Genomic DNA, 24,529 nt, shown 5'->3' with positions numbered 1-24,529 from the left:
ATGCCGGACAAACCAGGTCGCGGCATTCATCATTGCTAACATTTGCCTGCCCTCCCGCAATACTTGGCTGACATCTGCAGCAGATACTGCATACATCCACTTTCACCTGCACAAGGAAAAGCACCATGAAACTGATCAAATCGCTGTTGATTGTTGGTCTGCTTGGCACCGCTGCTGCCACCACCGTTCACGCCATGGGCAAGGGTGATTGCGCCATGGATGGTGATGGCATGAAGTCGCACATGTGGCAGATGGACCCGGCCAAGCGCGATGCCATGATGGAAAAACACCTGCAGATGCTGCATGACAAGCTGAAGATCCAGCCAGCGCAGGAAGCCGCATGGAAAACCTATATTGCCGCCATCAAGCCGCTGCCAGCCCAGACCCAGACACCGCTGAAGCCGGATGCCAAACTGCCAGAACAACTGGATGGTCATCTGAAAATGATGCAGCAGCATCTGGACATGATGCAGAAGCACGTGGCAGCCACCAAGGCGCTGTACCAGCAGCTGACACCAGAGCAGCAAAAGCAGTTTGACCAGGAAGGCCAGCGCATGCACGCCGGCATGCAACACCGCATGCCGCACCCGCGCCCGGCTTCGGCCCCTTAAGTCAGCCATGAACCCTTCACCGCTGTTGCCGCGTCTGCTGTCACTGCCGACTCTGGCCGTGGCAGCAGAAGTAAGGAAACTGCCATGCATACTCTGACACGCTTTGCCGGCCTGGCCGTCTTATCCGGCATGATGCTGGCGGCAGCGCCGGCCGCCCAGGCACACCGTGGCGTTTACTATGGGCCACCGCATTTTGCTCACTGGCACGATGGTTACTGGAACCACGGTTACTACCGTGGCCGGCTCGGCTGGTGGTGGATCTCCGGAGGTGCCTGGTACTGGTATAGCGCTCCGGTCTACCCCTATCCCGATCCCTATGTGCCCCCCGTGGTGGTCAACACGCCAGCCATACCTGAGGTACCGGCAACACCACCACCGCCAGCCGAAGTGGCCAGCCCCGCTCCGGCCCAGGTCTGGTACTACTGCAAGGCGGTCAAGCAGTACTACCCCTATGTCAGTGAATGTCCCGGCGGCTGGAAAACCGTGCCGGCACAGCCACCCCGATAAGCCAGGACTTGCCATCATGAACAAACTGTTGTGGTTGCCACTGACTGCCCTCGGCCTGAGCGCCTGCAGCACCGTGCCTCTTGGCCCCACGGTTGCAGTCATGCCAGCAGCGGGCAAACCGTTCGAGGTATTTGCCCAGGAAGAACAGCAATGTCGCCAGTATGCAGAAGCCAACAGCGGCGGTAGCAGCGCCGATGCCTCCACCAATGCCATGGCTGGCAATATGGCGCTGGGTACGGTGGTCGGTGCGGCAGCAGGTGCCTTGATGGGTGGTCATCAGGGCGCTGGCGTGGGCGCTGGCATGGGCCTGATTGCCGGTACCGCTACCGGTAGCGGCCAGGCCGGCTACAGCGGGCGCGATGCCCAGTACCGCTACAATATTGCCTACGAGCAGTGCATGTATGCCAAGGGGAATCAATTGCCCGGCCAGCAGCGTTACAGCGCGCCCTACTACCCACCACCGCGTCTGCCGTAATCAGCTTGTCAATGACAAAGGGGCTGGTCTTTCCGACCAGCCCCTGTCGCATCTTGCTCCTGGCTCAGCGCATCAGCGGCCAAACCACTTGTCGCCAAAATTCACCAACAACACACCGGCCACCACCAGCAAGGCCCCGGCCAGCCGTGGCAGATTGACCTCGCGCAGTGGCATGGACAGCCAGCCAAAGCGGTCAAACAACAAAGACGTGCACACCTGGCCGGCGATGATCAGCGACAACATGGTGGCTACCCCCAGCCGCGGGGCCAGCAAAGTGGTGCCGAACACGAAAAACGCACCCAACAGCCCCCCCAGAAACATCCACCACTCACCACGCGCCAGCTGCGCCAGACCGCTAAACTTCTGCCCGCTGCACACCGCCAGCAAGGCCAGGCTGACGGTTCCCACGGCAAATGAAATCAGCGCTGCCAGCACGGTACTGCCGTCCAGCAGCTGCTTGAGCTGATTATTGATCGCCGCCTGCAGCGGCACCACCACACCGATGGCAAAGGCCATCAGGGCAAGAACTGAATTCATCTTTGTCTTTCGCTAGGCATTGTCAGCTGCAGCACGGGCAAGCGCGGCCGGCTTCAGCCAGTCAGCTTGACCGCCACCACCGGGCGGGCAGCCTTGGGGTTGCGGGTGTAGGCGCAAAAACCGGGTTTGGGACCAACCTTGGGATGGTTGCGGCAGGTATTGGGCCGACGCTCGTAAATGGTACACAGCCTGCTCTGCTGGTCCAGATAGTGGCAGTCGCCATTGGCGCGGCGCATCAGGGTGAAGATGCCATGCTTGAAATTGAAGTGCTGGATCACCCGCTGCTTTTCCAGCCGCTTGGCAATATTCTTGATCGGCTCTTCCAGCTCGAATTCGTCCACCACACCCATGCGCACCAAATCCGGCAGGCGCACTTCCACCGGCATCGAGCAGCAGCTGCCCATGCAGTCGCTGCACAGGCCGTTCTTGTACTTGACCCAGGTTTCCAGTCGTTCGATATCCGCCATCATCGCAGCCTTATTGCGGACGTTGCTTGAAGAAGGTCATCGGCGCGGTGTAGGGAATCTCGCTGGGTGCCGGTGCTTTCAGGATGTGCTTTTTCATCTTGCCCATCACATGCATTTCACAGGGACGGCACTCAAATTTCAGCGTGTAGGTTTCATTGCCGGACTTCAGCGTCATCGGCTCGGCGCGCACCTGGCCCATCACCCCCTTCACACCCTTGGCCTGCTTGGGACAGAGATTGTAGGAAAAGCGCAGACAGTGCTTGGTAATCATCAGGCTGACTTCGCCCTCTTCCTGATGCGCCTCGTAAGCCGCCTCGATCACCTCCACCCCGTGCTTGCGATAGAACTGCCAGGCCAGCTGGTTGTAGACATTGGCCAGATAGCTCAGCGTCTTTTCCGGGTATTCCACTGGCGGCTCCACCGCCGCCTTGCGCTGCGGCCGCAGCCAGCCGGCCAGTCGGGCCTGCTCCAGCTGTTCGATGGCCTCGCGGCGCAGGGCATTGATGGCCGATGCCGGCACAAACCACGGCTGACTCAGCTGCAAGCTCACGTCGTGGGCGACAAACATGGTATTGCCCAGCTTGGCCAGGCTGTCACGCAGGCCCGCCTCGGCCTTGGCAGCATCCTTGGCCGGCTCCAGCGCCAGCTGAGCAAAGGTGGTGGCGCTACAGCCATCCTCGTCGCTCACTGTCAGCTGCAGGCCGTCGGCCTGTTCGCTCAGCGTCAGCCATACCCCTACCTTGCGTTCGGCCGACTTTTTCAGCAGCGCCAGCTCCCAGGCGTGGTCGCGGTTGCGGCACAGGTCGATGCCAGGCTTCAACCCTTGCAACAAGGCCGGATCATTCGGCTGGCAGCGCCACAGCAGATGACCGCCGGGCACATGGCCGATCTGTTTGACGGTATTGAGCTGCATGCCGACGACTTCACGCTTTTTCATGAAGTTGATGCCGTCGCCATTGCTCATGCTTTCCGGCGTGGCAATTTCCAGCCAGTCCGGCCCTACCTTGTGCACCACACCCAGCCCTACCCCGACAAACTTGGGCGAATCGAAAGCGCCGATGTCGATCTTGCGGCCGGTGGCAAAGTAATCGGTGCTGCCACGGTGGAAAGTCTTGTCCGGATCCGGTGCAAAGAAGATTTCGCAGCTGCCGCTGGAGGCCGGTGCCAGCTCGGGGCGGCGTTCGATGATTTCGTCCAGCAGCAAGCGGTAGTGAGCGGTGATGTTTTTCACATAGCTCACGTCCTTGTAGCGGCCCTCGATCTTGAGCGAACGCACGCCAGCGTCCAGCAGCGCTTCCAGATTCTTGCTCTGGTTATTGTCCTTCATCGACAGCAAGTGCTTGTCGAAGGCCACCACGCCGCCATCCTTGTCAGTCAGGGTGTAAGGCAGGCGACAGGCTTGCGAACAGTCGCCACGGTTGGCGCTGCGGCCGGTATCGGCATGGCTGATGAAACACTGGCCGGAGAAGGCCACGCACAGGGCACCATGAATGAAATATTCGATGGTGGCGGCATCGCCCACACGGGCGGCAATGCGCTTGATCTCGGGAATGGTCAGCTCGCGTGCCAGCACCAGTTGCGACAGGCCGGCATCGGCCAGAAAGCGCGCCTTGTCGGCATCGCGGATATCACACTGGGTGGAGGCATGCAGTTCGATGGGTGGCAAGTCCATCTGCAAAATACCCATATCCTGCACGATCAGCGCATCCACGCCGGCGTCGTACAGCTGCCAGATCAGCTTGCGCGCAGCTTCCAGCTCGGCGTCATGCAGGATGGTATTAAGCGTGGCAAAAATGCGCGCATGGTAGCGGTGGGCAAACTGCGTCAAGCCCACGATGTCCTCGAGGCTGTTGCTGGCATTGTGCCGGGCACCAAAGCTGGGGCCGCCGATATACACCGCATCCGCACCATGCAAGATGGCTTCACGGCCGATCTCGGCGGTTTTGGCGGGCGATAACAGCTCGATCTGGTGCGACAACAGACTCATGACGATTCCTGACTTGAAAAAAGGGCTTTCCCGCTGGCGGGCAGCATGGCGGGAAGGGGCGGAATTATAACGTAATCAGTGGCTTATAGATAGCCACCCATCAATGCGGGGCGAGTCGATCAATACCGTCATGCGACAAACAAATGACAACAAGATTACCCCCTGCGCAAGCCTACTAAGTGCGCTTACCTAAGCATGCAGACAGCGCTTGCAAGCGGCATCACCACCGCACTACAACGACAATACCAATATAAAACCAGTCATCATTTCCAGATGAATCAGGGGGTAATCATCATGTCGGACCGGCTTACCATAGGCCAGAAGCTGTTTGCGCTCATCGCCCTGCTACAGCTGATCACGCTGGGCGTCGGCAGCTTCGGCTGGTTGACCCAGCAAAATATCCTGACCGACTTTTCCACCACCTATAACGACCGCGTGGTCTGCCTCAAGCAACTGAAGCTGGCCGGCGACAGCTATGCAGTCAATATCGTCGATGCCGCCCACAAACTGCATGGCGGCAAGCTGAGCCCGGCTGAATTTCTCAGCGGCCTCGATCAGGCACAGGCCACACTCAAGCAGCAATGGGGCAATTATCGCGCCACCTACCTGACGGCTGATGAAAAAGGCCTGGCCGATCAGGCCGAGCAAGCCATGCACCAGGCCGATGCCAGCATCTTGCGGCTGCGCCAGATCGTGCAGGCCAAAGACCAGGCCGCGCTGCAGCAGTTTCTGGACAAGGACCTCTACCCCGCCATTGACCCCATCTCCAGCCGCATCGATGCCCTGATCGACCTGCAGCTGCGGGTGGCCGCCGAAAACTTTGCCAGCTCGCAAAGCCATGCCCGCACCTTCTCCGCCCTGTCGCTGGGGCTGATGCTGGGTGGCATCGTACTGGGGGCCTTGCTGGCCGCCTTCATCATCCGCCGCCTGCTGGCCGAGCTGGGCGGCGAGCCGCGTGATGTGGTGGCGCTGGCCAGCCGCATCGCCCAGGGCAATCTGGCCGACCGGCTGCAAGTCGGCCCAGCTGACAAGCACAGCATTGTCGCGTCGATGGCCCATATGCAGAGCGAGCTGATCCGGCTGGTGCGCCATCTGGACGGTATTACCGGCAAGCTGACCGTGCATGCCAGCGAGCTGGCCAGTGCCTCGGAACAGGTCGCCATCAGCGCGGAAGAACAAACCCGTGCGGCGTCTTCGATGTCGGCCTCGGTCGAACAGCTGTCAGTCAGCATCTGCTCGGTCAGCGACAATGCGCAGGACGTGGCCAAGGACGCCACCGCCTCGGGTGAGTTGGCGCAAGCTGGCGAACAGGTGATTGTCGACACGCTGCAAACCATTCAGTCGGTGGCAGACCTCGCCCACCAGTCGCAACAGCAGGCCGACCTGATGGGCGATCGCTCGCAGAAGATTTCCAATGTGGTGGCCATCATCCGCGACGTGGCCGATCAGACCAATCTGTTGGCGCTGAACGCCGCCATCGAAGCCGCTCGTGCTGGCGAACAGGGACGCGGTTTTGCCGTGGTGGCCGATGAGGTGCGCAAGCTATCCGAGCGCACTGGCCAGTCCACCACCGAAATCAGCGGCATGATCCGCGAGATGCTGGAAAGCAGCGAACTGGTCATCAACAATGTGCACGCCACGGTGGAACGCATGGAAACCGGGCTGCGCCAGGCGGGCCAAGCCCGCGATACCGTCAGCGGCATCAACGGCAATGTCAACCGCATCAAGCAATCGGTGGGAGCCATTTCGGTGGCGCTGGCCGAGCAGCAGGCGGCCGGCACCGGCATTGCCAGCAATGTGGAACAGGTAGCGCAGATGTCGGAAGAAACCAGCACTGCCGCCAACCAGACTGCCAGCTCGGCCGGCGCGATGGAGCAGATGGCGCACGAGCTGCAAGCGGCCATCAGCTACTTCACCTTGCCCCAATCCGGCCAGGCCAGTCGCCAGCCACAAACCGGCCAAGCTGAAGGACAGATTGCCTTCGCCAGCCAACACCTGACCACACCGGGCTAATCGCCGTAACCGCTGCCCTGCATCTCCGGACACATCGTGCGAACAAGAAAAACGCGGCTAGCCCCAATCAAAGGTGCTAGCCGCGTTGTACTACTGCAGCCGACTGCTATTTCTGGCTTAGCAATACCGCCAGCTCATCCACCGCCTCGGCCCATTCCGCGTCACAAGCCAATGCCTGACGCAGGAAATCCGCCTGGGCGGCACTCCAGAACGGCGCATCGGCCAGCGCCTGTTCCGGCTCCAGCCAGTGACGTGCCAGAAACACTTTTATTGCCGTGACATCATTGTCCAGACCAAGCTGGGCAAACAGCTGCTCCAGCTGATGTTTGCCGGTATCCATCGTTATTTTTCCTCTTGCTCCTGATGCAGTACTGCAGGATGGCGCGGAACGGAACACAGTGCAATCGACAAGCGCAGTGGCTTTGCTATAGTCATTCGTCCTGTCTCATGTCTGCCCACACCATGACCCAGCATCTCAGCCTGTCACAAGCCCGCCTGCTGCATCTGGCCGCCCAGGGATTACTGGCCCCGCCACGACGCAAGGCCGGCCCGCTCGACATAATGAGCGCCATCCGCCGCATGGCGCTGTTGCAGATCGACACCATCAGCGTGGTGGCGCGCAGTCCCTATCTGGTGCTGTACAGCCGGCTGGGCCATTACGACCCGGCCTGGCTGGATGCCGCACTCGCCAGTGGCCAGCTGTTCGAATACTGGGCGCATGAAGCCTGCTTCGTCCCCAGCGAAGACTACCGCCTGCTGCGCCATCGCATGCTGGACCCGGCCCAGATGGGCTGGAAATACCCGCAACGCTGGCTGGAGCAACATCAGGATGCCGTCAACACGATACTGGAACAGATCAGACAACATGGCCCGGTGCGCTCCGCCGATTTCAAACGCAGTGGCGGCAAGGGGGATGGCTGGTGGGACTGGAAGCCGGAAAAACGCCATTTGGAAGTGCTATTCACGCTTGGGCAGTTGATGGTGAAGGAGCGACGCAGCTTTCAGCGCGTCTACGATGTGGCAGAACGGGTAATGCCGGATTGGAGTGACGCGCGCGATCTGCCCAGCGTGGAGGCCGCACAGCGCGACATGGTGCGCCACAGCTGCCGCGCGCTGGGTGTGGTCAAGGCTGGCTGGGTGGCCGATTACTACCGGCTCAAACGCGGCAAATACGATGCCCTGCTACACCAGCTAGCCGATGCCGGCGAGCTGATTCCGGCCCGCATCGAGGGCTGGCAGCATGATGTGTTTGTCCATCACAGCCTGCAGGCCGAATTGGCACTGGCGGCCGAAAACAAGCTCAAATCCGGCCATAGCACTGCCTTGTCGCCTTTTGATCCGGTCGTGTGGGACCGCAAGCGTGCCAGCGAGCTGTTCGGCTTTGATTACCGCATCGAATGCTATACCCCGGCGGCCAAGCGCCAGTTCGGCTATTTCGTGCTGCCGCTGCTCAGCCGTGGCCGGCTGGTGGGGCGCATGGACGCCAAGGCCCATCGCCAGCAGGGGGTATTCGAAATCAAGGCGCTGTATCTGGAAGCAGGCATCAAGCCCACTGCGCAGCTATGCCAGGATCTGGCCGGCATGTTGCGCAAACTGGCCGCCTGGCATGGCACGCCGCAGCTGGTGCTGCAGCAGGGACCAAGCGAACTGTCAGCCGTCCTGCACGCGGCTTAGTGCCGGCTGACAGATAGCTTGGCCTCTCTGAACAAGGCGGCGCAACGCTGGAGCGGGGGTTTGGTTATCGGGTCTTAACCCAGCAGCACTTCGCTGTACTGGATCTGCGGCGTGATATCGGTGTAATTGGCGATATCACCCTGCAGTTGTTCCGCTATCGGCATGAACGCGGCCAAAAATGTCTCGACCGACTCGAACTGCAGCTGGCACAGCGCAGTAAAGTTGGGCGTACTGCCGGGTTCGCTACCGCTGATACCCTTCTCCACCCGCATATCGAGCAAGGCCGGGGCCAGCAGCTTGCTGGCCAACGGCATGTGCTGCTGCAGGTAGTAGTCGAAATCGAAACGGGCAGTAGCGCTATACGGATAGAGGATGCTGACGTTGATCATGACCATGTCCTTGGTGGTGAGGGCATCAGCATAATCGCATCGCAGCCCGCACTCCAGCTTCAACCCACCTGCTTGCGGTACTGGATGAAGCCCAGATTATCTGCCAGCCGGTCGTACAACTGACGCGCGGTGGCATTGCTTTCATGGGTGAGCCAGTACACCCGGCTGCAGCCGACATCCGCCGCATAGGCATACACCTGCTCAATCAAGGCCCGCCCGGCACCCGTGCCGCGCACCTCTGGCTGTACGAATAAATCCTGCAGATAACAGTAATTGCCCGGCGTCCAGCTGCTGCGATGCAATACGGTATGTACCAGCCCCACCGCCTGTTCGCCCTGCCAGGCCAGCCAGGCCTGCATCGGCTCGGCCGGGTCAAGAAAACGCTGCCAGGTGATGGCGGTATCCGCCTCGCTCTGACTGCTGTGGTAGAAATCCAGATAGCCCTGCCACAGTGGCAACCAGGCGGCAAAATCAGCGGCGGCAAGCGGACGGATGTGAACAGTCTGCGACATGACAAACTCCTTGGTGGACCAGCCTTCATGCTGCACGGCTTATGGCCCCATGAGCAGAGCCAATGACCCGCGACAACATGGAACCACTTTCAGTAGTCGGGAAAATTATGCCGGCTCACCTTATCCACAGCATGCCGATAATCTGCGGTTTATCCACAGTGCTTGCCTGTTCGGCAAGTTGATGAAATAAAAGGAATATTAACTTACCCACAGACAAAGCAGCCTGTCGCGCAAGCTAGGGGCTGTAATAGCGCCCAGCCATCCGCAATCTGCCTGCTGGTCTGAATGCTGTGGATAAAGCGCAGCCATGAAAAACGGCAGCCGCAGCTGCCGTTTTGCTCAAACCTGTGGATATCAAGGCTGTGGATAAAATCAGATCTTGTCGTACAGCTTGGCTCCACCCTTCACAAACTCCACCGACTTCACTTCCATGCCCTTCTGCAATGCCGCTTCATCGCTGATGCCCTGCTTGGCAGCGAATTCACGTACATCCTGGGTAATCTTCATCGAACAAAAATGCGGGCCGCACATGGAACAGAAGTGCGCCACTTTGGCGCTGTCCTTGGGCAGGGTTTCGTCGTGGAAGCTGCGCGCCTTGTCAGGGTCCAGGCCCAGATTGAACTGGTCTTCCCAGCGGAATTCGAAACGCGCCTTGGACAGCGCGTTGTCGCGAATTTGCGCGCCGGGGTGGCCCTTGGCCAGATCAGCCGCATGAGCAGCCAGCTTGTAGGTGATGATGCCTTCCTTGACATCGTCCTTGTTAGGCAGGCCCAGGTGCTCCTTCTGGGTGACGTAACACAGCATGGCCGTGCCATACCAGCCGATCTGCGCCGCACCGATGGCGGAAGTGATGTGGTCGTAGCCCGGTGCAATATCGGTGGTGAGCGGGCCCAGGGTGTAGAACGGCGCTTCGTGGCACCACTCCAGTTCCTTGTCCATGTTCTCCTTGATCAGCTGCATCGGCACGTGGCCAGGGCCTTCGATCATCACCTGCACATCGTGCTGCCAGGCAATCTGTGTCAGCTCGCCCAGGGTTTTCAGCTCGCCCAGTTGGGCGGCGTCATTGGCATCCCACACGCTGCCCGGACGCAGGCCATCACCCAGGCTGAAGGCCACGTCGTAGGCCTTCATGATTTCGCAAATTTCTTCGAAATGCGTGTAGAGGAAGTTTTCCTGATGATGGGCCAGACACCACTTGGCCATGATGGAACCACCACGCGACACAATGCCGGTCATGCGGTTGGCCGTCAGCGGCACATAGCGCAGCAGCACGCCAGCGTGGATGGTGAAGTAATCCACCCCCTGCTCGGCCTGCTCGATCAGCGTGTCCTTGAAGATTTCCCAAGTCAGGTCCTCGGCCTTGCCATTCACCTTTTCCAGCGCCTGGTAGATCGGTACGGTGCCGATGGGTACCGGCGAGTTGCGCAGAATCCACTCGCGCGTTTCATGGATGTTTTTGCCGGTGGACAAATCCATAATGGTGTCGGCACCCCAGCGGATGCCCCAGGTCATCTTGTCCACTTCCTCGGAAATGGACGATGTTACCGCGCTATTGCCGATATTGCCGTTGATCTTCACCAGGAAATTACGGCCGATGATCATCGGCTCGGATTCCGGGTGATTGATGTTGTTGGGGATAATGGCGCGGCCAGAGGCTACTTCCTGGCGCACGAATTCCGGGGTGATTTCCTCCGGCAGCGCCGCACCATAGCTGTGACCGGCATGCTGGCGCGTCATCAGTTCCAGCAGCTTGGCATTCTTGCCGCCAGCCACCTGCAGGCTCTCGATATAGGCCTTGCGGTTCAGGCTTTCGCGAATGGCGACGTATTCCATCTCCGGCGTGATGATGCCCTGGCGCGCATAGTGCATCTGGCTGACGTTCTGGCCCGGCAGCGCACGGCGCGGTTTGCGCTTCAGGTTGAAACGCAGCTCGTCCAGCTTGCTGTCGGCCTCGCGGGCACGACCGTACTCGCTGGACAGGCCGGTCAGCTGCTCGGTGTCGCCACGCTCGGCAATCCAGGCGGCACGCAAGGCAGGCAGGCCGTTCTGGATGTCGATCTTGGCGGCCGGGTCGGAATAAATGCCGCTGGTGTCGTAAACATAGATGGGCGGATTGGCCTCGCCACCAAACTGGGTGGGGGTGTCGCTCTGGCTGATTTCGCGCATCGGCACGCGAATATCCGGACGGCTGCCTTCGACGTAGATCTTGCGGGAATTGGGCAGGGGCTGGATGGCAGCAGTATCAACCACCATCTGTTCATTCAGTTTTGCAGGCGCGTTCATCGGGTTTCCTCCATGCGATGAAACGGCGCAAGGAGCGGAATTCCGGCGAACCGGGCTGCAAGGGAAGGGGGTGGGACCATGCAGATTGCGCTTCCCTACGCCGGGATTAACCGGGTCAGGTTCCAAGGGTATTTCTCACCCGTGCAATATGAATGACCTATTCTTACCATCCAGCAGGAATATCAAGGCCATACCCGATCACACAGGACCCCTAGCGATGCTGTGAAGGTAAGGTAAATGTGGGATAATCGCAAGTTATCGTCATGACACGCTGCCCATGAAGTCAGGTTTTCCGCAATGCGGCACACCCGCTCTGGCAGCCAGCCCTTCGGAGTAAGCTGATGGATTTTGAAAATGCCCGTTTCAACATGGTCGAGCAGCAGATTCGTCCGTGGGACGTACTTGACCCGAAAATTCTGGACCTGCTGTTTCACGTGAAACGCGAAGAGTTCGTCGCTGCCGACAAGCGCCAGCTGGCCTTTGTCGACACCGAACTGCCGCTGCCGCACGGCGGCAAGATGCTGCAGCCCAAGCTGGAAGCCCGTCTGGCACAGGATGTTGCCGTGCAGCCGCAAGACAAGGTGCTGGAAGTAGGCACCGGCGCAGGCTATCTGACCGCCTTGCTGGCCAAACTGGGCCGCCATGTATATAGCGTGGAAATCAACACCGCCACCCGCGAAACTGCTGCGGCCAACCTGAAAAAGGCCGGCATCGGCAACGTTACCCTGGTGGAAGGCAATGGTCTGGACGGCCTGAAGGAACAGGCGCCGTTCGACGTGATCGTGGTCGGTGGTTCGCTGCCGGTGGTACCGGAAAGCCTGAAAGCCCAGCTGGCTGTGGGTGGCCGCATGATCGTGGTGGTCGGCGACCTGCCGGTGATGAGCTGCAAGCTGATCAAGCGCGTGGGCGAGTCTGCCTTCAGCGAAACCAATCTGTTCGAAACCTGTATTTCCCGTCTGGCCAAGGCAGAAGCCATCGAGCCGGAACGCTTCGTTTTCTGATGCTGCGGGAAATCACTGCCAGCGATCTGGCGGCGTGGCTGGCCGATGCCGGCGCAGAACAGCCCGTGCTGCTGGATGTAAGGGAAGACTGGGAAGTGCAGCTAGCCAGCATTCCGGGCTCACTGCACATTCCGATGAACCTGATACCGCTGCGCATGAGCGAGCTGCCGGACGACCAGACCATCGTCACCGTCTGTCATCATGGGGTACGCAGCTATCAGGTTGGCCTGTATCTGGCCAATGCCGGTTTCGAGCAGGTGCTGAGCCTGCGTGGTGGAGTAGAAGCCTGGGCCTGTGATGTAGATCTGGCCATGGCCCATTATTGAGACCAGCAGCCCTCGCTGCCGGCAAGCCGTACCCTGACAAGGCCATTCCCTCGCGGAATGGCTTTTGTTTTGCAACTTGTCCCTGCTGCCTGCGTCCAAAAACGCAGCAAAACCAATCCGAAACGGTATCTGTCTTGAGTCTGAAACAACTGCAATATCTTGCTCCCGCCCTGGCTCCGGTCCATCCCGCCTGGGAGGATGTGCTGAAATCACCCGCCGTGTTTGCTCGTCTGGTACAGATTGATCAGCAGCTCAGCCAGCAAGCTGCCCAGGGCAAAACCCTGTTTCCGCCACGCGCCGACATCTTCAATGCCCTGCGCACCATGGCGCCGGCCGACATCAAGGTCGTGATCCTGGGCCAGGACCCGTATCACGGTCAGGGCGAAGCCATGGGCCTGTCGTTTTCCGTGCCGCCGGGTGTGCGTATCCCGCCCAGCCTGCGCAATATCTACAAGGAACTGGTGGCAGACCTGGGCGGTGGCATGCCGGCCAGCGGCGATCTGACGCACTGGGCCGAACAGGGTGTGCTGCTGCTGAATAGTGTGCTGACGGTGGAAATGGACAAGGCCGGCAGCCATGGCAAGCTGGGCTGGCAAGCGGTGACCGACGCGCTGATCGACGCCGTCAATCAGAAAAATCCCGGCTGCGTCTTCCTGCTGTGGGGCAACTGGGCCCAGACCAAGGCCGAGCGCATCGATAGCAGCCGTCATCTGGTGCTGACCGCCGCCCATCCCTCTCCCCTGTCAGCCAGCCGCGGCTTTCACGGCTGTCGTCATTTCTCGCAGGTGAATGCCTGGCTGGCCGCCCATGGCCGCGGCACGATTCACTGGATGCCCGCCGCCAGCCAGAACAGCCTGTTCTGAGCCGCCGGCAAAGTGGGGTTGCTGCGGCAGCCTTGCTCAGCAAAACCCTGCTTTGCAGCCGCGCCGCATTGCCCTAAGCTAGCAGGGGTTATCTTCCCGCCTCTCCCGCATCGTGGATATTTTCTTTCTGCTGATTCTGATCATTCTGAATGGCGTATTTGCCATGTCGGAAATCGCCATCGTGTCCTCACGCAAGATACGGCTGCAACAATGGGCTGAAGAAGGTCGTCGCGGTGCGCGTTCGGCGCTGCGGCTGGCAGAGGAGCCCACCCGTTTCCTGTCCACCGTACAGATCGGCATCACCAGCATCAGCATTTTTTCCGGGGTGTATGGCGAAGCCGCCTTATCCGATCACCTGCGCGACTGGCTGGAACTGAGCCTGCCGCAACTGCATGCCTATAACAAACCCCTGTCGGTGGCACTGATGGTGGCTGCCATCACCATGTTGTCGCTGATCTTTGGCGAGCTGGTACCCAAACGGCTGGCCATGCTCAATCCGGAAGGCATCGCCAGTACCCTGGCACCACCGATGCTGCTGCTGTCACGTGCCGCCGCTCCGCTGGTACGCCTGCTGTCGCGGCTGACCGATACCCTGTTGCGGCTGATTGGCGCACGCAAGAGCAGCGAGCCATCAATTACCGAAGAAGAAATCCGCGTGCTGATGGAACAGGGGGCGGATGAAGGCGTGTTCGACCGTGCCGAACAGGAACTGGTGGAAAACATCTTCCGCCTGGACGACCGCAAGGTGGCCGCGGTAATGACCCCGCGCAAGGACATCGTTTCCATCGATATCGAGGACCAGCAGCACGACAACCGCCAGTTGCTGATCGCACACGGCTATAGCCGTTTTCCGGTGTGCAAGGGTGGCATGGAACATGTGCTGGGTATTCTGGACACCAAGCGCATGCTGGACCGGGTACTGTCCGGCCAGAACGTGGATTTCATCGCTGACCTGGAGATCCCGCTCTACATCCCGGCCACGGTGAGCCTGATGCAGCTGATGGAACAGTTCAGGCTGGCACGCACCCATCTGGCGCTGGTGGTGGACGAGTACGGTGAGCTGGAAGGGCTGGTGACCATGAACGACGTGCTGGAAACGGTGATGGGCGATCTGCCGTCCGTTCACGCTATCGGCGAAGAAGACGACATCGTACGGCGCGAGGATGGCAGCTATCTGCTGGATGGCATGGTGACGCTGGATGCCTTCCGCCAGTATTTCGACATCGATTCCGCATTACCAGGTGAAAACACCGGCAACATCCACACCCTGGGCGGCGTGATGATGTATCAGCTGGGCCGGGTACCGGCAGTAACCGACCGTTTCGACTGGCAGGGCTTCAGCTTCGAAGTGGTCGACATGGACAAGACGCGGGTGGACAAGATCATGCTCTGCCGCCTGCCATCCAGCCGGCTCGAGCATAACGACAACTGAGAGCGGCTAACACATTCCAACTACGGCGTTGCGCCGCCTAGCCCTACCCTTGTACTGTCTGCGGCAGCGTGCCTTGCCCCAGGCACCCTACGCTATATTTTTTAGCAGCGGCAAGACAGTCCTTGCGTCAGCTGTCCAGCACCTGCTGCTGGCGCTGGCGATAGCGCTCGGTCCAGACAAACAGCAGCGGATTAAGCAGGATGGACAGAATGGCACCGGCCAGAATCAGCGAATGGCTGTGCTCGCTCATCAAACCCAAGGCAATGCCCAAGCCGGCCAGAATGAAGGAAAATTCGCCGATCTGCGCCAGACTGGCGGCAATGGTCAGCGCAGTGGCCGGGCTGCGGCCAAACAGGCGCACAATGCCATAAGCCCCCAGCGACTTGCCCACCACGATGATCAGCAGCGTGCCCAGCACTTCCCAGAAGTTGTGCAACAGCACACTTGGATTGAGCAACATGCCGACCGACACGAAAAACAGTACGGAAAAGGCATCGCGCAGCGGCAGTGATTCTTCTGCCGCACGGTGGCTGAGCGGCGATTCGGCCAGCACCATGCCGGCAAAGAAAGCCCCCAGCGCAAACGACACGTCAAACAGCAAGGACGCGCCGTAAGCCACGCCCAGCGCCGTGGACAGCACTGCCAGCCGGAACAGCTCGCGGCTGCCGGTATACACAATGCGCTCCAGCATCCACGGAATGAAACGGCGGCCAAACACCAGCATCAGCGCCACAAAAGCCGCCACCTTGCCCAGCGTCAGCACGATGGTCCACAGTACCGCGCTACCGCTGATGGCGGTGGCCGCACCCTTGCCGCCCAACACCCCGGCAAAGATCGGCAGCAATACCAGCGTCAGCACCATCACCAGGTCTTCCACCACCAGCCAGCCGATGGCGATCTTGCCGTCATCCGTCTGTTCCAGATTCTTTTCCTGCAAGGCCTTGAGCAAGACCACGGTACTGGCGGTGGACAAGGCCAGGCCGAATACCACGCCCTCGCCCAGCGGCCAGCCCAACAGCTGCGACATGCCCAGCCCCAGCACGGTGGCCAGCAGGATCTGGCCGATGGCTCCCGGCAAGGCAATGGCCTTGACCGACAGCAGATCGCGCACCGAAAAATGCAGGCCGACGCCGAACATCAGCAGGATGACGCCCATCTCGGCCAGTTGCGGTGCAATCTGGCCGTCCGCAGTAAAGCCGGGGGTGAAGGGACCGGCCACGATGCCGGCACACAGATAGCCGATCAACGGCGGCAGGCGCAGGCGGAAAGCCAGCGTTCCCAGCATGAAAGCAAACACCAGACTGCCGACAATGGTGGCAATCAGGGGCGAATGATGAAGCATGGCGCAGCCCTCCGGCAAAGTCTTGATGCAATGACTGATAGCAAAAAAGTCGTGGTAGTTCCGCTTAATATTGAATTTTGTATTAAAAAACACAAATAATTAATAATGCATAAAAATGTACCGCCTCCGGCCAGCAGGCAACTACAAATTACGACATGAATTCATCAGCTTGAGCGCACCGCTATGCCAGCCGGTCCATCCGGCGTGGCTGGGTGGAAAAAAATATGTGCGTCGGTATGGCAAGTGTCCATCGCGGGGGGAATGGCGGGTGCAGGCTGCGGGAATGGATGACGGTAGAGACTGGTCATGGCCGGCGGTGCCCGGGCGTAAACAAGGCCTGCCGAATGCACATTGATGCCAGGCAAACTCCGCTTGCCCAGTTATTTTCGCTTGTTTTGGCCTTGTCTCACCCTGGCGCGCGCGCCTGCAAACAAGCGCCATGCGGTTTGCAGGAAGGCAGCCTCGGCGTATTCTCTGCCGACAACGACAGCTGGCCGCGGAAAATGGTTTCCATGCAGCCGGAATCAAGTCTCATCACCCTGCCCCTGGAGTCGCCATGGCCCGTATTCTTCCCCTGTTGCCCATCCTGCTGCTCGCTCAGCCTTGCCTGGCCGAGGAAGCGGTACGCAGCATGACGCTCAGCCTGGCCGGCAATGTCTACCAGACCAGTGCCGGCAGCGGCTCCCGCCTGCAGCCGAATATCGATCTGCGCCACGATACGCCCTATGGCAGCCTGTTTGTGCAGGAAGGCGAAGCCGGTGTTGGCCTGCCCGCTCCTGGCGGCTGGGTATCACTGGCCGCGGCCAATGAAAGCCAGTGGGAGCTGGGGGCCAACTCCAGCCACTGGATGGGGGTGGCGCGCTACGGGCTGGATCTGCCGCAGGATGGGTCGGTCTCCATCGGCTATGCCGACCGGCTGGGTCATGCCAGCCCGGGCAGTTTGTTGTTGCTCAATCTGGACATCACCCTGGGCCACTGGCAGAACCAGCGCATCAGCCTGCTAGGCTGGGGCAGCCTGGCCGATACCCAACGCGCCAGCAGCCTGGGGCATCAGGCAGATGGCAATGGCCGCCACCTCGAGCAAAGCAATCTGCTGCTGATGCTGAATCATCCCTTCAACCCGCGCTGGTCGCTGGATGTCGGCGCTGGTTCGCGCTGGATGGCCGATCAGCAAGCGCAGCACACCGCCGGCTGGCAGGCGGTGTTCAGTCTCAATGCCAAGCTGTACTGAACTGGGCTGAGCCAGCTCGCGGCGGCTACAAACGGCGGCCGCACACCGTGGTACGGCGCGAACCACTCCAGCGCCGTTCGGCATCCGGATAACTGCCCAGCTCGACCAAGCCCGACTTGCGCATCATCCCGGCCGAGCCGGCATTTTCCTGATGGCGGTCAGCACACAGCCAGCCACAGCCCTGTTCAGCCAAGGCGGCACATACCGCCAGCAATAGCCGGCTGCCCAGGCCCTGCCCGGCACAGTCGCGGCTGATCACCGCCTCGATCAGAAAAGCCGCCTGCGCTGGCGCGATATCGGCCGGACGGTACTGCGGATAAGGGTCGTCACAGGCAAACAGCATGACGCCGATCACCCTGCCTTGCTGTTCTGCCAGCAAGCCCTGCACCTGGCCTGCCACCAATTGCTGCAGCGTCGCCACCACGCCATCAGCCGGCAAATAATTCCAGTCGTTCGGCCCATCGTTCAGTATCAGTTGCTGGAGCGCGGCCACATCCGCGCCAAGTACGGGGCGTATCTGCATGGCAGTCCCTGTCATTCGCGATTGAAAAACCGACCTGGCCAGAAGCGGCCCGTAAACCACCCGCCACGCTGCGCCAGCCATCCCGACCAGCCGGTATGGCAAAAAAGCGCCAGCAGCGCGTCACAGCGCCTCTACGCCGCAGCAAGTGGCCAGATCATGGCCTTCAGCACTGGTGATAAGCGCGATACCAGTCGACAAAGGCCTGCATGCCGGTCTGGAGCGGTGTGTCCGGGGAAAAACCCACGGCAGCACGCAGCCGGCTGGTATCGGCATAGGTCACCGGCACATCGCCATCCTGCATCGGGTAGTACTCCTTCACCGCTTCACGACCGCAGGCCGCTTCGATGCTGTGGATGAAATCCATAAGCGCCACCGGGTTGTGATTGCCGATATTGAACAGGGCATACGGCGGCTGACCCTTGCCTGCCACTGGCACATGCTGCATCACCCGCACCACGCCTTCGACAATATCGTCGATGTAGGTGAAATCGCGTTGCATCTGGCCGTGGTTGAACACCTTGATCGGCCGGCCTTGCAGGATGGCCTCGGTAAACAGCCATGGCGCCATGTCCGGCCGGCCCCACGGGCCATACACGGTGAAAAAGCGCAGGCCGGTACAAGGCAGGTCATACAGGTGGGCATAGCTGTGCGCCATCACCTCGTTGGCCTTCTTGGTGGCGGCATAAAAGCTCACCGGCGCATCCACCCGGTCGTCTTCGGCAAACGGCACCTTGGCATTCTGGCCATACACGCTACTGGAGCTGGCATACACCAGGTGCTTGACCGAGTGACGACGGCAGGCTTCCAGCACATTGGTCATGCCCAAGAGATTGCTCTGGGCGTAGACATGCGGATTGTCGATGGAATAGCGCACGCCGGCCTGTGCTGCCAGATGAATCACGTAATCGAAGCTTTCCGCCCCACACAGCGCGTTCAGCGCCGTCCAGTCAGCCAGGTCCAGTTGCACGAAGCGAAAGCCGTCACGGCCCTCCAGCGTGGCAAGGCGGGCCTGTTTCAGGCTCACCGGGTAGTAATCATTCAGATTATCCACCCCCACCACCTCGATTCCCGTCTGTTGCAACAGGCGTTCGGCCACGGCCCGGCCAATGAAACCGGCCACGCCGGTGAGCAAAATCTTCATTTCCTGTTTCCCAAACGATGCAGCTCATTGAGCTTGGCGTATTTGATATAGCTGTTGAAGCAACCAATGCTGATGTGGACAAGACCAGGCAAACCATCCTGAAAACCACGGCGTACCAGGTAAAACTTGGCAAAGCGCAGCAGCGGGCTGAACACCAGCTTGGCCCATCCCGCCTTTTTCCCGCGTTTATACAGTAATTCCGCCTGCAGGCTGGTGTAGCGGTTCTGCTTGGTCAGATACAGCGCGATGTCCTCACCCGACTCGTGCATCAGGTCGCCGGACAGTTTTTCCACCGAGCAATCTGTCTGCACCGTCTCGTGTACCAGGTCGTCCGACCAGCGAGCACGGCGCCGATCAAACAGCCGCAAGCTCCAGTCCGGATAGCCTTCGCCATGCTTGAGAAAACGGCCCATGAAACGGTTGCTGCGGGCAAAGCGGTAGGCATCTGCCTGTGGATTGTTCAGTATCTCTTTGATTTGCAATACCAATTCTGGCGATGGCCATTCGTCTGCATCCAGACACAATACCCAGTCATGACTGGCAGCAGCGACCGCAAATTGCTTCTGCGGACCGAATCCCAGCCAGTCCTGGTGGATAACTTTCGCCTTATAGGCAGAAGCTATCGCTACGGTTTCATCCGTACTTCCCGAATCCACCACCACGATTTCATCAGCCCACTGCACGCTGGCCAGTGTTTTTTCCAGCTGGAGAGCGGCGTTTTTGGTGATGAGCACAACGCTGAGCGGTTCTCGCATCTTTTCTTGTTATTCCCATATGTATATGGAAGAAACTAGTAGAAGAGGCCCACTTTCTGTGGATAAGTCCTTATTTACCAGTTTATTCAATGAATTATTGCAGCTTGAAAGGTGTTGGTCAGTCTATTGCTGAAGACATGATCCTTTGTGGATAACTTTAGTCATGTGCTGCAGACTGGGTTTATCCACATGCTGTCAGAGACTTGACCACTCCGGTCTGTGCATACGCATTTTTGCCGTGTCCTAATTAGTTATCTTAAGCCCAATTTTATTATGAAGAGACTAATGAGAGCAGCGCTTTTCTGTTGATAACCCTGAAAAACCGTTATCTGCTCAGTAGCTTGCCCTGTTGATGGCACTGGGATTAATCGGGTGGCGGGAGGGCTGGCAGATTGTGGATAAATATGGACGAAATTATTCACAGCAGTTTATCCACAAATGCTGCCTGTGGATTTTACGTGGTTAACCACAGCGACGCTCGGTTACAATGCGCGCCATGATGAACGTACTGATCGTGCGTACCTCGTCGATGGGCGACCTTATCCACACCTGGCCTGCCATTACCGAGCTGAAAACGCACTACCCCAACCTTCGTATCAGCTGGCTGGCCGAGGAAAACTTCGCTGACATCGCCCGTTTGCACCCGGCGGTGGATGAAGTCATTACCCTGGCCTGGCGGCGCTGGCGCAAAAACCTGCTGTCCGCAGCTACCTGGGCAGAAATCAAGGCCATGCGCGGCAAGCTGCGCGCTACGCGCTGGGAGCTGGTGGTGGATTGCCAGGGGCTGTTGAAAAGTGCGCTGCCGGCCAAGCTCAGCGGGGCCCCACTGACCGGTTACGACCGCCAGAGCATTCGCGAACCGCTGGCCTGCCTGCTGTATGACAAGACCCACCGTGTCGATTGGTCGCTGTCCGCGGTCGAGCGCTGTCGCTTGCTGCTATCCAAGGTATTTGGCTACCAGTCGCAAGGCAGTCCGCAATTTGGCGTACCAGCGGCGCTGCGGCCGCAGTGGCTGCCGGCAGGGCAATACGCCGTATTGCTGCATGCCACCAGCCGCGCTTCCAAGGAATGGCCGGAACCGCACTGGATTGCGCTGGGTGAACGCTTGGTGGCAGAGCATGGACTGCAATTGATCATCCCCTGGGGCAATGCCGCAGAACAGCAACGGGCTGAGCGGCTGGCGGCTGCCATGCCACAAGCCATGGTGGCGCCGCGCATGAATCTGGTGGAAGCCTGCGGTTTGCTTGGCCACGCCCGTGCGGTGATCGGGGTGGATACCGGCCTGTCGCATCTGGCCAATGCGCTGAATGTGCCGCTGGTGGCCATTTATACCGATACCGACCCCAGCAAGACCGGCGTGGTGGAAACCGCCTGGGCCACTAATCTGGGCGGCATCGGCCAATGCCCGGTGGTGGATGAGGTGATGCAGGCCCTGCTGGCGCGCAAGGACATGGCATGAACTGGCGGCGCGGGCTGTACTCGCTGTTGTGGTGGGCTGCCATGCCGCTGATTCGTCGTTACCTGAAAAAGCGCGCACGCAAGGCGCCTGCCTATCTGCAACACTGGGATGAACGTTTCGGTGAGGCCCGCCAGCCACAGGCAACCGGTGCGATCTGGATTCATGCCGTGTCGGTAGGCGAAACCCGCGCCGCCCTGCCGCTGATCCAGGCGCTGCGCCAGCAATGGCCGGATGCACCGCTGCTGCTGACCCAGATGACGCCCACCGGCCGCGACACCGCACGCCAGCTTTATCCGGATGCCGAAGTGCGTTACCTGCCCTACGACTATCCCGCTGCGGTGCGTGATTTTCTGGCCTGCTGGCAGCCGCGCTTTGGTGTGCTGATGGAAACCGAAATCTGGCCCAATCTGCTGCATGCGGCACAGCAGCAAGGGGTGCCGTTGTTTCTGGCCAATGCCCGGTTGTCGGAAAAATCATTGCGCGGCTATCGCCGCATTCAGGGGCTGATTGCGCCTGCCCTGCGCAGTTTGACTGCCATTGCTGCACAAAGTCCGCAAGATGCTGATCGTTTGCAGCAGTTGGGTGCAGTTGATCCGCAAGTCTGTGGCAATACCAAATACGATTTCACCCCGCCCGCCGCCATGCAGACGCTGGCGCAGGCTTTCCGCCAGCGCATCGGCCAGCGCCCGGTATTCATCTGCGCCAGTACCCGCGACGGCGAAGAAGCGCTCATCTTGCAGGCCTGGCAACAGGCGAATGCCGGCAATACCCTGCTCGTGTTGGTGCCGCGCCACCCCGAGCGCTTCGACGCGGTGGCCACACTGGCGCAGGACATGGGTCTGGCCGTGCAGCGGCGCAGCGACAACGCCGCCATTGCTGCCGACACCAGCCTGTGGCTGGGAGACAGCATGGGCGAGCTGTTCGCCTATTACGGCTGTGCCGATGTGGCATTTGTTGGTGGCAGCCTGCTGCCCTTGGGTGGCCAGAATCTGATCGAGCCGGCCAGCCTGGGCTTGCCGGTACTGTTTGGCCCGTCCATGTTCAATTTTGCCCAGGCCAGTGAATTGGCGCTGGAGGCAGGCGCTGCCTGGCAAGTGGCAGATGCTGCAGCCCTGGCGCAGCAGGCGCTGGGCCTGTTGCAGGATGAAGCCCGTCGTCAGCAGATGCACAGCGCCGCGCTGGCATTTACGGCAGCACACCGTGGTGCCAGCCAGCGCATTGTCCAGTTACTGCAGGCGCATCTGCCTGCCTGATGCAGCGGCCTGACCATGGGCCGCTGTTGCCTGCCCGCCACGCCGGGCCAGCCATTTCCTGTCCTGCATCAATCATTGCCAAATATTGCTTTGCCATTTTTATACGCATGTATAAATTGAAGGCATGAACAATGAACCCGCCCTGCATCCCACGCGTACCCTGCTGCTGCAACACGGCTTGCAACTGATGCGTCAGCACGGCCTGCGCCAGCTGACCGTGCGCGGTGTCTGCCAGCAGGCCGGGGTGAATCCCGGCAGCTTCGTTTATCACTTTGGCAATCGCCAGCAATTTGCCGCCGAACTGCTGGAGTGCTGGTATGTGCCGCTCTACCAGCAACTGCAGGCAGTGCAACAGCAAGAAGGTGCAGCGCTCAGCCGCTTGTCCGCCATGTTGTTGCAACTGATGGATTTCCTGCGTGAGCAGCGCGGCTTCATCAGCCAGCTACTGCTGGATGCCAGCTCGGGCGAGGTGGCCGCAGGGGAGTTCATCCGCAATCTGGCACCACGCCATCCGCAGCTGCTGCTGCAATGTTTGAGCGAAGCGCAGCAAGCCGGCCAGATATGCTCCGCCCCACCCATGCACCAGCTGATGTTCCTGATGTCGGCACTGGGTTTTCCGGTCTTGCTGCAGCAATTGAGCAGCGGCAAAGCCATGCTGCCGGACATGCTGCAACAAGCGCTGGCCAGCTATGCGCTGGAACCGGCTCATCTGCAACAGCGATTGCACTGGGCGCTCAAGGGCCTCAGTTGCCAGGAGTGATCTGTATGAACAAGCGCGTACTGTTTGGCATTGCCCTTTTGCTGCTGGCAGGTGGTACTTATCTGTGGTGGCAGCAGCAGCAGACGGCCGCTGAGCTGGTGTTGTCCGGCAATGTGGATATCCGCGAGGTAAACCTGTCTTTCCGCGTGGGCGGCCGTCTGCAGCAAGTACTGGTGGACGAAGGCGCACAGATCAAGGCCGGACAGGTGCTGGGCCGGCTGGACGATGCGCCACAGCGCAATGCCGTGGCCGATGCTGCCGCGGCACTGGCGGCACTCCAGGCCAGACAATCGCTGATGCATCAGGGCTACCGGGCCGAAGACGTGGCCCAGGCCCGCGCCGCACTGGATGCCCGCCAGGCCGTGCTGACCGATGCCCGTGCCGCCTGGCAGCGCCAGCAAGAGCTGGCCGGCAGTGGTGCTGCGGCAGTCAAGGCACTGGATGCCGCCCGTTCTGCCCATGATCAGGCGCAGGCGCAGTACCAGGCGGCGCAGCAGCAATACCAGGCACTGAGCAAGGGCTACCGGCCGCAGGAAGTGGCCGAGGTGGACGCCAATGTCCAACGTGCCCAGGCGCAGCTGGCGGCTGCCCGCCTGCAACTGGCCGATACCGTGCTCACCGCGCCGGCCAACGGCATCATCCTCACCCGGGCGGTGGAGCCGGGCAGTATGCTGGCTGCCGGCAGCACGGTACTCACCCTGTCGCTGAGCCAGCCGGTATGGGTGCGTGCCTATGTGGCCGAGCCACAACTGGGCCAGGCCCAGCCGGGACGCAAGGTGTGGATTTACCGCGATGGGCGCAGCCAGCCTTATGCCGCAGTGGTGGGCTTTGTCTCACCCACCGCGGAATTCACCCCCAAGAATGTGGAAACCACCGACCTGCGCACCGCCCAGGTCTACCGGCTGCGGCTGATTGTTAGCCAGCCGGACGCCGCCCTGCGTCAGGGCATGCCGGTAACGGTGAAGCTGGCACAGCCATGAATCCGGCC

The 24,529-nt window shown here is 60.3% G+C and carries 25 protein-coding genes and 1 riboswitch; of the genes, 14 read left to right on the top strand and 11 right to left on the bottom strand.

Features of this window, described 5'->3' with window-relative positions; all coding sequences use genetic code 11:
• The first annotated feature begins 125 nt into the window (after positions 1-125).
• The 3 genes from H2Z84_RS07930 (at position 126) to H2Z84_RS07920 (ending at position 1,593) form a co-directional block, all read left to right on the top strand.
• Positions 126-611, top strand: coding sequence for a Spy/CpxP family protein refolding chaperone (locus tag H2Z84_RS07930; protein ID WP_181835500.1), 486 nt, complete (start codon positions 126-128; stop codon positions 609-611).
• A gap of 84 nt (positions 612-695) precedes the next feature.
• Entirely contained in the window at positions 696-1,118 is a 423-nt protein-coding gene (locus H2Z84_RS07925) for a hypothetical protein (RefSeq protein WP_181835499.1), read from the top strand.
• Between the two features lie 16 nt (positions 1,119-1,134).
• A complete protein-coding gene (locus H2Z84_RS07920; protein WP_181835498.1) occupies positions 1,135-1,593 on the top strand; it encodes a glycine zipper family protein in 459 nt (152 codons plus the stop codon).
• Between the two features lie 72 nt (positions 1,594-1,665).
• Here the strand turns inward: H2Z84_RS07920 and H2Z84_RS07915 are convergent, their stop codons facing one another.
• Genes H2Z84_RS07915 through H2Z84_RS07905 form a run of 3 tightly spaced genes read right to left on the bottom strand, consistent with a single transcriptional unit; the run spans position 1,666 to position 4,584 of the window.
• Positions 1,666-2,130 (bottom strand): DMT family transporter, encoded by a 465-nt coding sequence (locus H2Z84_RS07915; RefSeq protein WP_181835497.1) that lies wholly within the window; start codon positions 2,128-2,130, stop codon positions 1,666-1,668.
• 53 nt (positions 2,131-2,183) lie between these two features.
• Entirely contained in the window at positions 2,184-2,600 is a 417-nt protein-coding gene (locus H2Z84_RS07910) for a YkgJ family cysteine cluster protein (protein WP_220272737.1), read from the bottom strand.
• Between the two features lie 7 nt (positions 2,601-2,607).
• Positions 2,608-4,584 (bottom strand): peptidase U32 family protein, encoded by a 1,977-nt coding sequence (locus H2Z84_RS07905; RefSeq protein WP_181835496.1) that lies wholly within the window; start codon positions 4,582-4,584, stop codon positions 2,608-2,610.
• A 294-nt stretch (positions 4,585-4,878) separates the two neighbouring features.
• Here H2Z84_RS07905 and H2Z84_RS07900 point away from each other — a divergent pair, with 294 nt between their 5' ends.
• Positions 4,879-6,597 (top strand): HAMP domain-containing methyl-accepting chemotaxis protein, encoded by a 1,719-nt coding sequence (locus tag H2Z84_RS07900; RefSeq protein WP_181835495.1) that lies wholly within the window; start codon positions 4,879-4,881, stop codon positions 6,595-6,597.
• 106 nt (positions 6,598-6,703) lie between these two features.
• Here the strand turns inward: H2Z84_RS07900 and H2Z84_RS07895 are convergent, their stop codons facing one another.
• On the bottom strand, positions 6,704-6,937 hold the full coding sequence (locus H2Z84_RS07895; protein ID WP_181835494.1) for a DUF2789 domain-containing protein: 234 nt from the start codon (positions 6,935-6,937) through the stop codon (positions 6,704-6,706).
• 122 nt (positions 6,938-7,059) lie between these two features.
• Between H2Z84_RS07895 and H2Z84_RS07890 the strand changes: the two genes are divergently transcribed.
• The gene (locus H2Z84_RS07890) at positions 7,060-8,271 is read left to right on the top strand and encodes a winged helix-turn-helix domain-containing protein (RefSeq protein WP_181835493.1); all 1,212 of its coding nucleotides are present in this window, start codon (positions 7,060-7,062) and stop codon (positions 8,269-8,271) included.
• A 74-nt stretch (positions 8,272-8,345) separates the two neighbouring features.
• Here H2Z84_RS07890 and H2Z84_RS07885 read toward each other — a convergent pair whose 3' ends face one another.
• The 3 genes from H2Z84_RS07885 to thiC all read right to left on the bottom strand — a co-directional run bounded on the left by H2Z84_RS07885 (position 8,346) and on the right by thiC (position 11,455).
• A complete protein-coding gene (locus tag H2Z84_RS07885; protein ID WP_181835492.1) occupies positions 8,346-8,660 on the bottom strand; it encodes an EthD family reductase in 315 nt (104 codons plus the stop codon).
• Positions 8,661-8,719: 59 nt separating this feature from the next.
• The gene (locus tag H2Z84_RS07880) at positions 8,720-9,172 is read right to left on the bottom strand and encodes a GNAT family N-acetyltransferase (protein WP_103525677.1); all 453 of its coding nucleotides are present in this window, start codon (positions 9,170-9,172) and stop codon (positions 8,720-8,722) included.
• Between the two features lie 372 nt (positions 9,173-9,544).
• Positions 9,545-11,455 carry a phosphomethylpyrimidine synthase ThiC gene (thiC, locus tag H2Z84_RS07875; RefSeq protein ID WP_181835491.1) on the bottom strand — a complete coding sequence of 637 codons (1,911 nt, stop codon included), beginning with the start codon at positions 11,453-11,455 and terminating at the stop codon, positions 9,545-9,547.
• A 75-nt stretch (positions 11,456-11,530) separates the two neighbouring features.
• Positions 11,531-11,678, bottom strand: a riboswitch (TPP riboswitch).
• Between the two features lie 118 nt (positions 11,679-11,796).
• Between thiC and H2Z84_RS07870 the strand changes: the two genes are divergently transcribed.
• The 4 genes from H2Z84_RS07870 (at position 11,797) to H2Z84_RS07855 (ending at position 15,077) form a co-directional block, all read left to right on the top strand.
• Positions 11,797-12,456, top strand: a complete 660-nt coding sequence (locus H2Z84_RS07870; RefSeq protein ID WP_181835490.1) for a protein-L-isoaspartate O-methyltransferase family protein — start codon at positions 11,797-11,799, stop codon at positions 12,454-12,456.
• The gene (locus tag H2Z84_RS07865; RefSeq protein ID WP_220272750.1) at positions 12,453-12,782 is read left to right on the top strand and encodes a rhodanese-like domain-containing protein; all 330 of its coding nucleotides are present in this window, start codon (positions 12,453-12,455) and stop codon (positions 12,780-12,782) included. Before H2Z84_RS07870 ends, H2Z84_RS07865 begins: the two co-directional genes overlap by 4 nt.
• A gap of 140 nt (positions 12,783-12,922) precedes the next feature.
• Positions 12,923-13,645: a uracil-DNA glycosylase gene (gene ung, locus H2Z84_RS07860; protein WP_181835611.1), complete on the top strand. Its 723-nt coding sequence runs from the start codon at positions 12,923-12,925 to the stop codon at positions 13,643-13,645.
• Between the two features lie 112 nt (positions 13,646-13,757).
• The gene (locus H2Z84_RS07855) at positions 13,758-15,077 is read left to right on the top strand and encodes a hemolysin family protein (RefSeq protein ID WP_181835488.1); all 1,320 of its coding nucleotides are present in this window, start codon (positions 13,758-13,760) and stop codon (positions 15,075-15,077) included.
• Positions 15,078-15,204: 127 nt separating this feature from the next.
• Here the strand turns inward: H2Z84_RS07855 and H2Z84_RS07850 are convergent, their stop codons facing one another.
• Positions 15,205-16,419: a cation:proton antiporter domain-containing protein gene (locus H2Z84_RS07850; protein WP_181835487.1), complete on the bottom strand. Its 1,215-nt coding sequence runs from the start codon at positions 16,417-16,419 to the stop codon at positions 15,205-15,207.
• A gap of 556 nt (positions 16,420-16,975) precedes the next feature.
• Here H2Z84_RS07850 and H2Z84_RS07845 point away from each other — a divergent pair.
• Positions 16,976-17,650 (top strand): hypothetical protein, encoded by a 675-nt coding sequence (locus H2Z84_RS07845; RefSeq protein ID WP_181835486.1) that lies wholly within the window; start codon positions 16,976-16,978, stop codon positions 17,648-17,650.
• A 25-nt stretch (positions 17,651-17,675) separates the two neighbouring features.
• Here the strand turns inward: H2Z84_RS07845 and H2Z84_RS07840 are convergent, their stop codons facing one another.
• The 3 genes from H2Z84_RS07840 to H2Z84_RS07830 all read right to left on the bottom strand — a co-directional run bounded on the left by H2Z84_RS07840 (position 17,676) and on the right by H2Z84_RS07830 (position 20,069).
• A complete protein-coding gene (locus H2Z84_RS07840; RefSeq protein WP_181835485.1) occupies positions 17,676-18,173 on the bottom strand; it encodes a GNAT family N-acetyltransferase in 498 nt (165 codons plus the stop codon).
• A 163-nt stretch (positions 18,174-18,336) separates the two neighbouring features.
• Entirely contained in the window at positions 18,337-19,314 is a 978-nt protein-coding gene (locus H2Z84_RS07835; protein ID WP_181835484.1) for an NAD-dependent epimerase, read from the bottom strand.
• Complete coding sequence (locus H2Z84_RS07830; RefSeq protein WP_181835483.1) at positions 19,311-20,069, bottom strand: glycosyltransferase family 2 protein; 759 nt, start codon at positions 20,067-20,069, stop codon at positions 19,311-19,313. Before H2Z84_RS07830 ends, H2Z84_RS07835 begins: the two co-directional genes overlap by 4 nt.
• 496 nt (positions 20,070-20,565) lie before the next feature.
• Between H2Z84_RS07830 and waaC the strand changes: the two genes are divergently transcribed.
• The 4 genes from waaC to hlyD all read left to right on the top strand — a co-directional run bounded on the left by waaC (position 20,566) and on the right by hlyD (position 24,521).
• A complete protein-coding gene (gene waaC / locus H2Z84_RS07825) occupies positions 20,566-21,528 on the top strand; it encodes a lipopolysaccharide heptosyltransferase I (protein ID WP_309545456.1) in 963 nt (320 codons plus the stop codon).
• Positions 21,525-22,781: a lipid IV(A) 3-deoxy-D-manno-octulosonic acid transferase gene (gene waaA, locus H2Z84_RS07820; protein ID WP_181835482.1), complete on the top strand. Its 1,257-nt coding sequence runs from the start codon at positions 21,525-21,527 to the stop codon at positions 22,779-22,781. Before waaC ends, waaA begins: the two co-directional genes overlap by 4 nt.
• 124 nt (positions 22,782-22,905) lie before the next feature.
• Complete coding sequence (locus H2Z84_RS07815; protein WP_181835481.1) at positions 22,906-23,541, top strand: TetR/AcrR family transcriptional regulator; 636 nt, start codon at positions 22,906-22,908, stop codon at positions 23,539-23,541.
• A 5-nt stretch (positions 23,542-23,546) separates the two neighbouring features.
• Positions 23,547-24,521 carry a secretion protein HlyD gene (gene hlyD / locus H2Z84_RS07810; protein ID WP_181835480.1) on the top strand — a complete coding sequence of 325 codons (975 nt, stop codon included), beginning with the start codon at positions 23,547-23,549 and terminating at the stop codon, positions 24,519-24,521.
• Positions 24,522-24,529 lie beyond the last annotated feature (8 nt).

It is taken from the genome of Aquitalea aquatica (assembly GCF_013911085.1).
Taxonomy (GTDB): domain Bacteria; phylum Pseudomonadota; class Gammaproteobacteria; order Burkholderiales; family Chromobacteriaceae; genus Aquitalea; species Aquitalea aquatica.
Note: the sequence above shows the minus strand (reverse complement) of the source record. Positions and strands in the feature narration are given on the sequence as shown.

Excerpts from the sequence above, each read along its gene's own strand:
- hlyD (WP_181835480.1), top strand. The coding sequence starts at position 23,547 with ATGAACAAGCGCGTACTGTTTGGCATTGCCCTTTTGCTGCTGGCAGGT.
- H2Z84_RS07895 (WP_181835494.1), bottom strand. The coding sequence starts at position 6,937 with ATGGATACCGGCAAACATCAGCTGGAGCAGCTGTTTGCCCAGCTTGGT.
- waaA (WP_181835482.1), top strand. The coding sequence starts at position 21,525 with ATGAACTGGCGGCGCGGGCTGTACTCGCTGTTGTGGTGGGCTGCCATG.
- H2Z84_RS07890 (WP_181835493.1), top strand. The coding sequence starts at position 7,060 with ATGACCCAGCATCTCAGCCTGTCACAAGCCCGCCTGCTGCATCTGGCC.
- H2Z84_RS07915 (WP_181835497.1), bottom strand. The coding sequence starts at position 2,130 with ATGAATTCAGTTCTTGCCCTGATGGCCTTTGCCATCGGTGTGGTGGTG.
- H2Z84_RS07930 (WP_181835500.1), top strand. The coding sequence starts at position 126 with ATGAAACTGATCAAATCGCTGTTGATTGTTGGTCTGCTTGGCACCGCT.
- H2Z84_RS07870 (WP_181835490.1), top strand. The coding sequence starts at position 11,797 with ATGGATTTTGAAAATGCCCGTTTCAACATGGTCGAGCAGCAGATTCGT.
- H2Z84_RS07905 (WP_181835496.1), bottom strand. The coding sequence starts at position 4,584 with ATGAGTCTGTTGTCGCACCAGATCGAGCTGTTATCGCCCGCCAAAACC.
- H2Z84_RS07815 (WP_181835481.1), top strand. The coding sequence starts at position 22,906 with ATGAACAATGAACCCGCCCTGCATCCCACGCGTACCCTGCTGCTGCAA.
- H2Z84_RS07885 (WP_181835492.1), bottom strand. The coding sequence starts at position 8,660 with ATGATCAACGTCAGCATCCTCTATCCGTATAGCGCTACTGCCCGTTTC.
- H2Z84_RS07900 (WP_181835495.1), top strand. The coding sequence starts at position 4,879 with ATGTCGGACCGGCTTACCATAGGCCAGAAGCTGTTTGCGCTCATCGCC.
- H2Z84_RS07845 (WP_181835486.1), top strand. The coding sequence starts at position 16,976 with ATGGCCCGTATTCTTCCCCTGTTGCCCATCCTGCTGCTCGCTCAGCCT.
- waaC (WP_309545456.1), top strand. The coding sequence starts at position 20,566 with ATGATGAACGTACTGATCGTGCGTACCTCGTCGATGGGCGACCTTATC.
- H2Z84_RS07910 (WP_220272737.1), bottom strand. The coding sequence starts at position 2,600 with ATGATGGCGGATATCGAACGACTGGAAACCTGGGTCAAGTACAAGAAC.
- thiC (WP_181835491.1), bottom strand. The coding sequence starts at position 11,455 with ATGAACGCGCCTGCAAAACTGAATGAACAGATGGTGGTTGATACTGCT.
- H2Z84_RS07880 (WP_103525677.1), bottom strand. The coding sequence starts at position 9,172 with ATGTCGCAGACTGTTCACATCCGTCCGCTTGCCGCCGCTGATTTTGCC.
- H2Z84_RS07830 (WP_181835483.1), bottom strand. The coding sequence starts at position 20,069 with ATGCGAGAACCGCTCAGCGTTGTGCTCATCACCAAAAACGCCGCTCTC.
- H2Z84_RS07840 (WP_181835485.1), bottom strand. The coding sequence starts at position 18,173 with ATGCAGATACGCCCCGTACTTGGCGCGGATGTGGCCGCGCTCCAGCAA.
- H2Z84_RS07925 (WP_181835499.1), top strand. The coding sequence starts at position 696 with ATGCATACTCTGACACGCTTTGCCGGCCTGGCCGTCTTATCCGGCATG.
- H2Z84_RS07850 (WP_181835487.1), bottom strand. The coding sequence starts at position 16,419 with ATGCTTCATCATTCGCCCCTGATTGCCACCATTGTCGGCAGTCTGGTG.
- H2Z84_RS07920 (WP_181835498.1), top strand. The coding sequence starts at position 1,135 with ATGAACAAACTGTTGTGGTTGCCACTGACTGCCCTCGGCCTGAGCGCC.
- H2Z84_RS07835 (WP_181835484.1), bottom strand. The coding sequence starts at position 19,314 with ATGAAGATTTTGCTCACCGGCGTGGCCGGTTTCATTGGCCGGGCCGTG.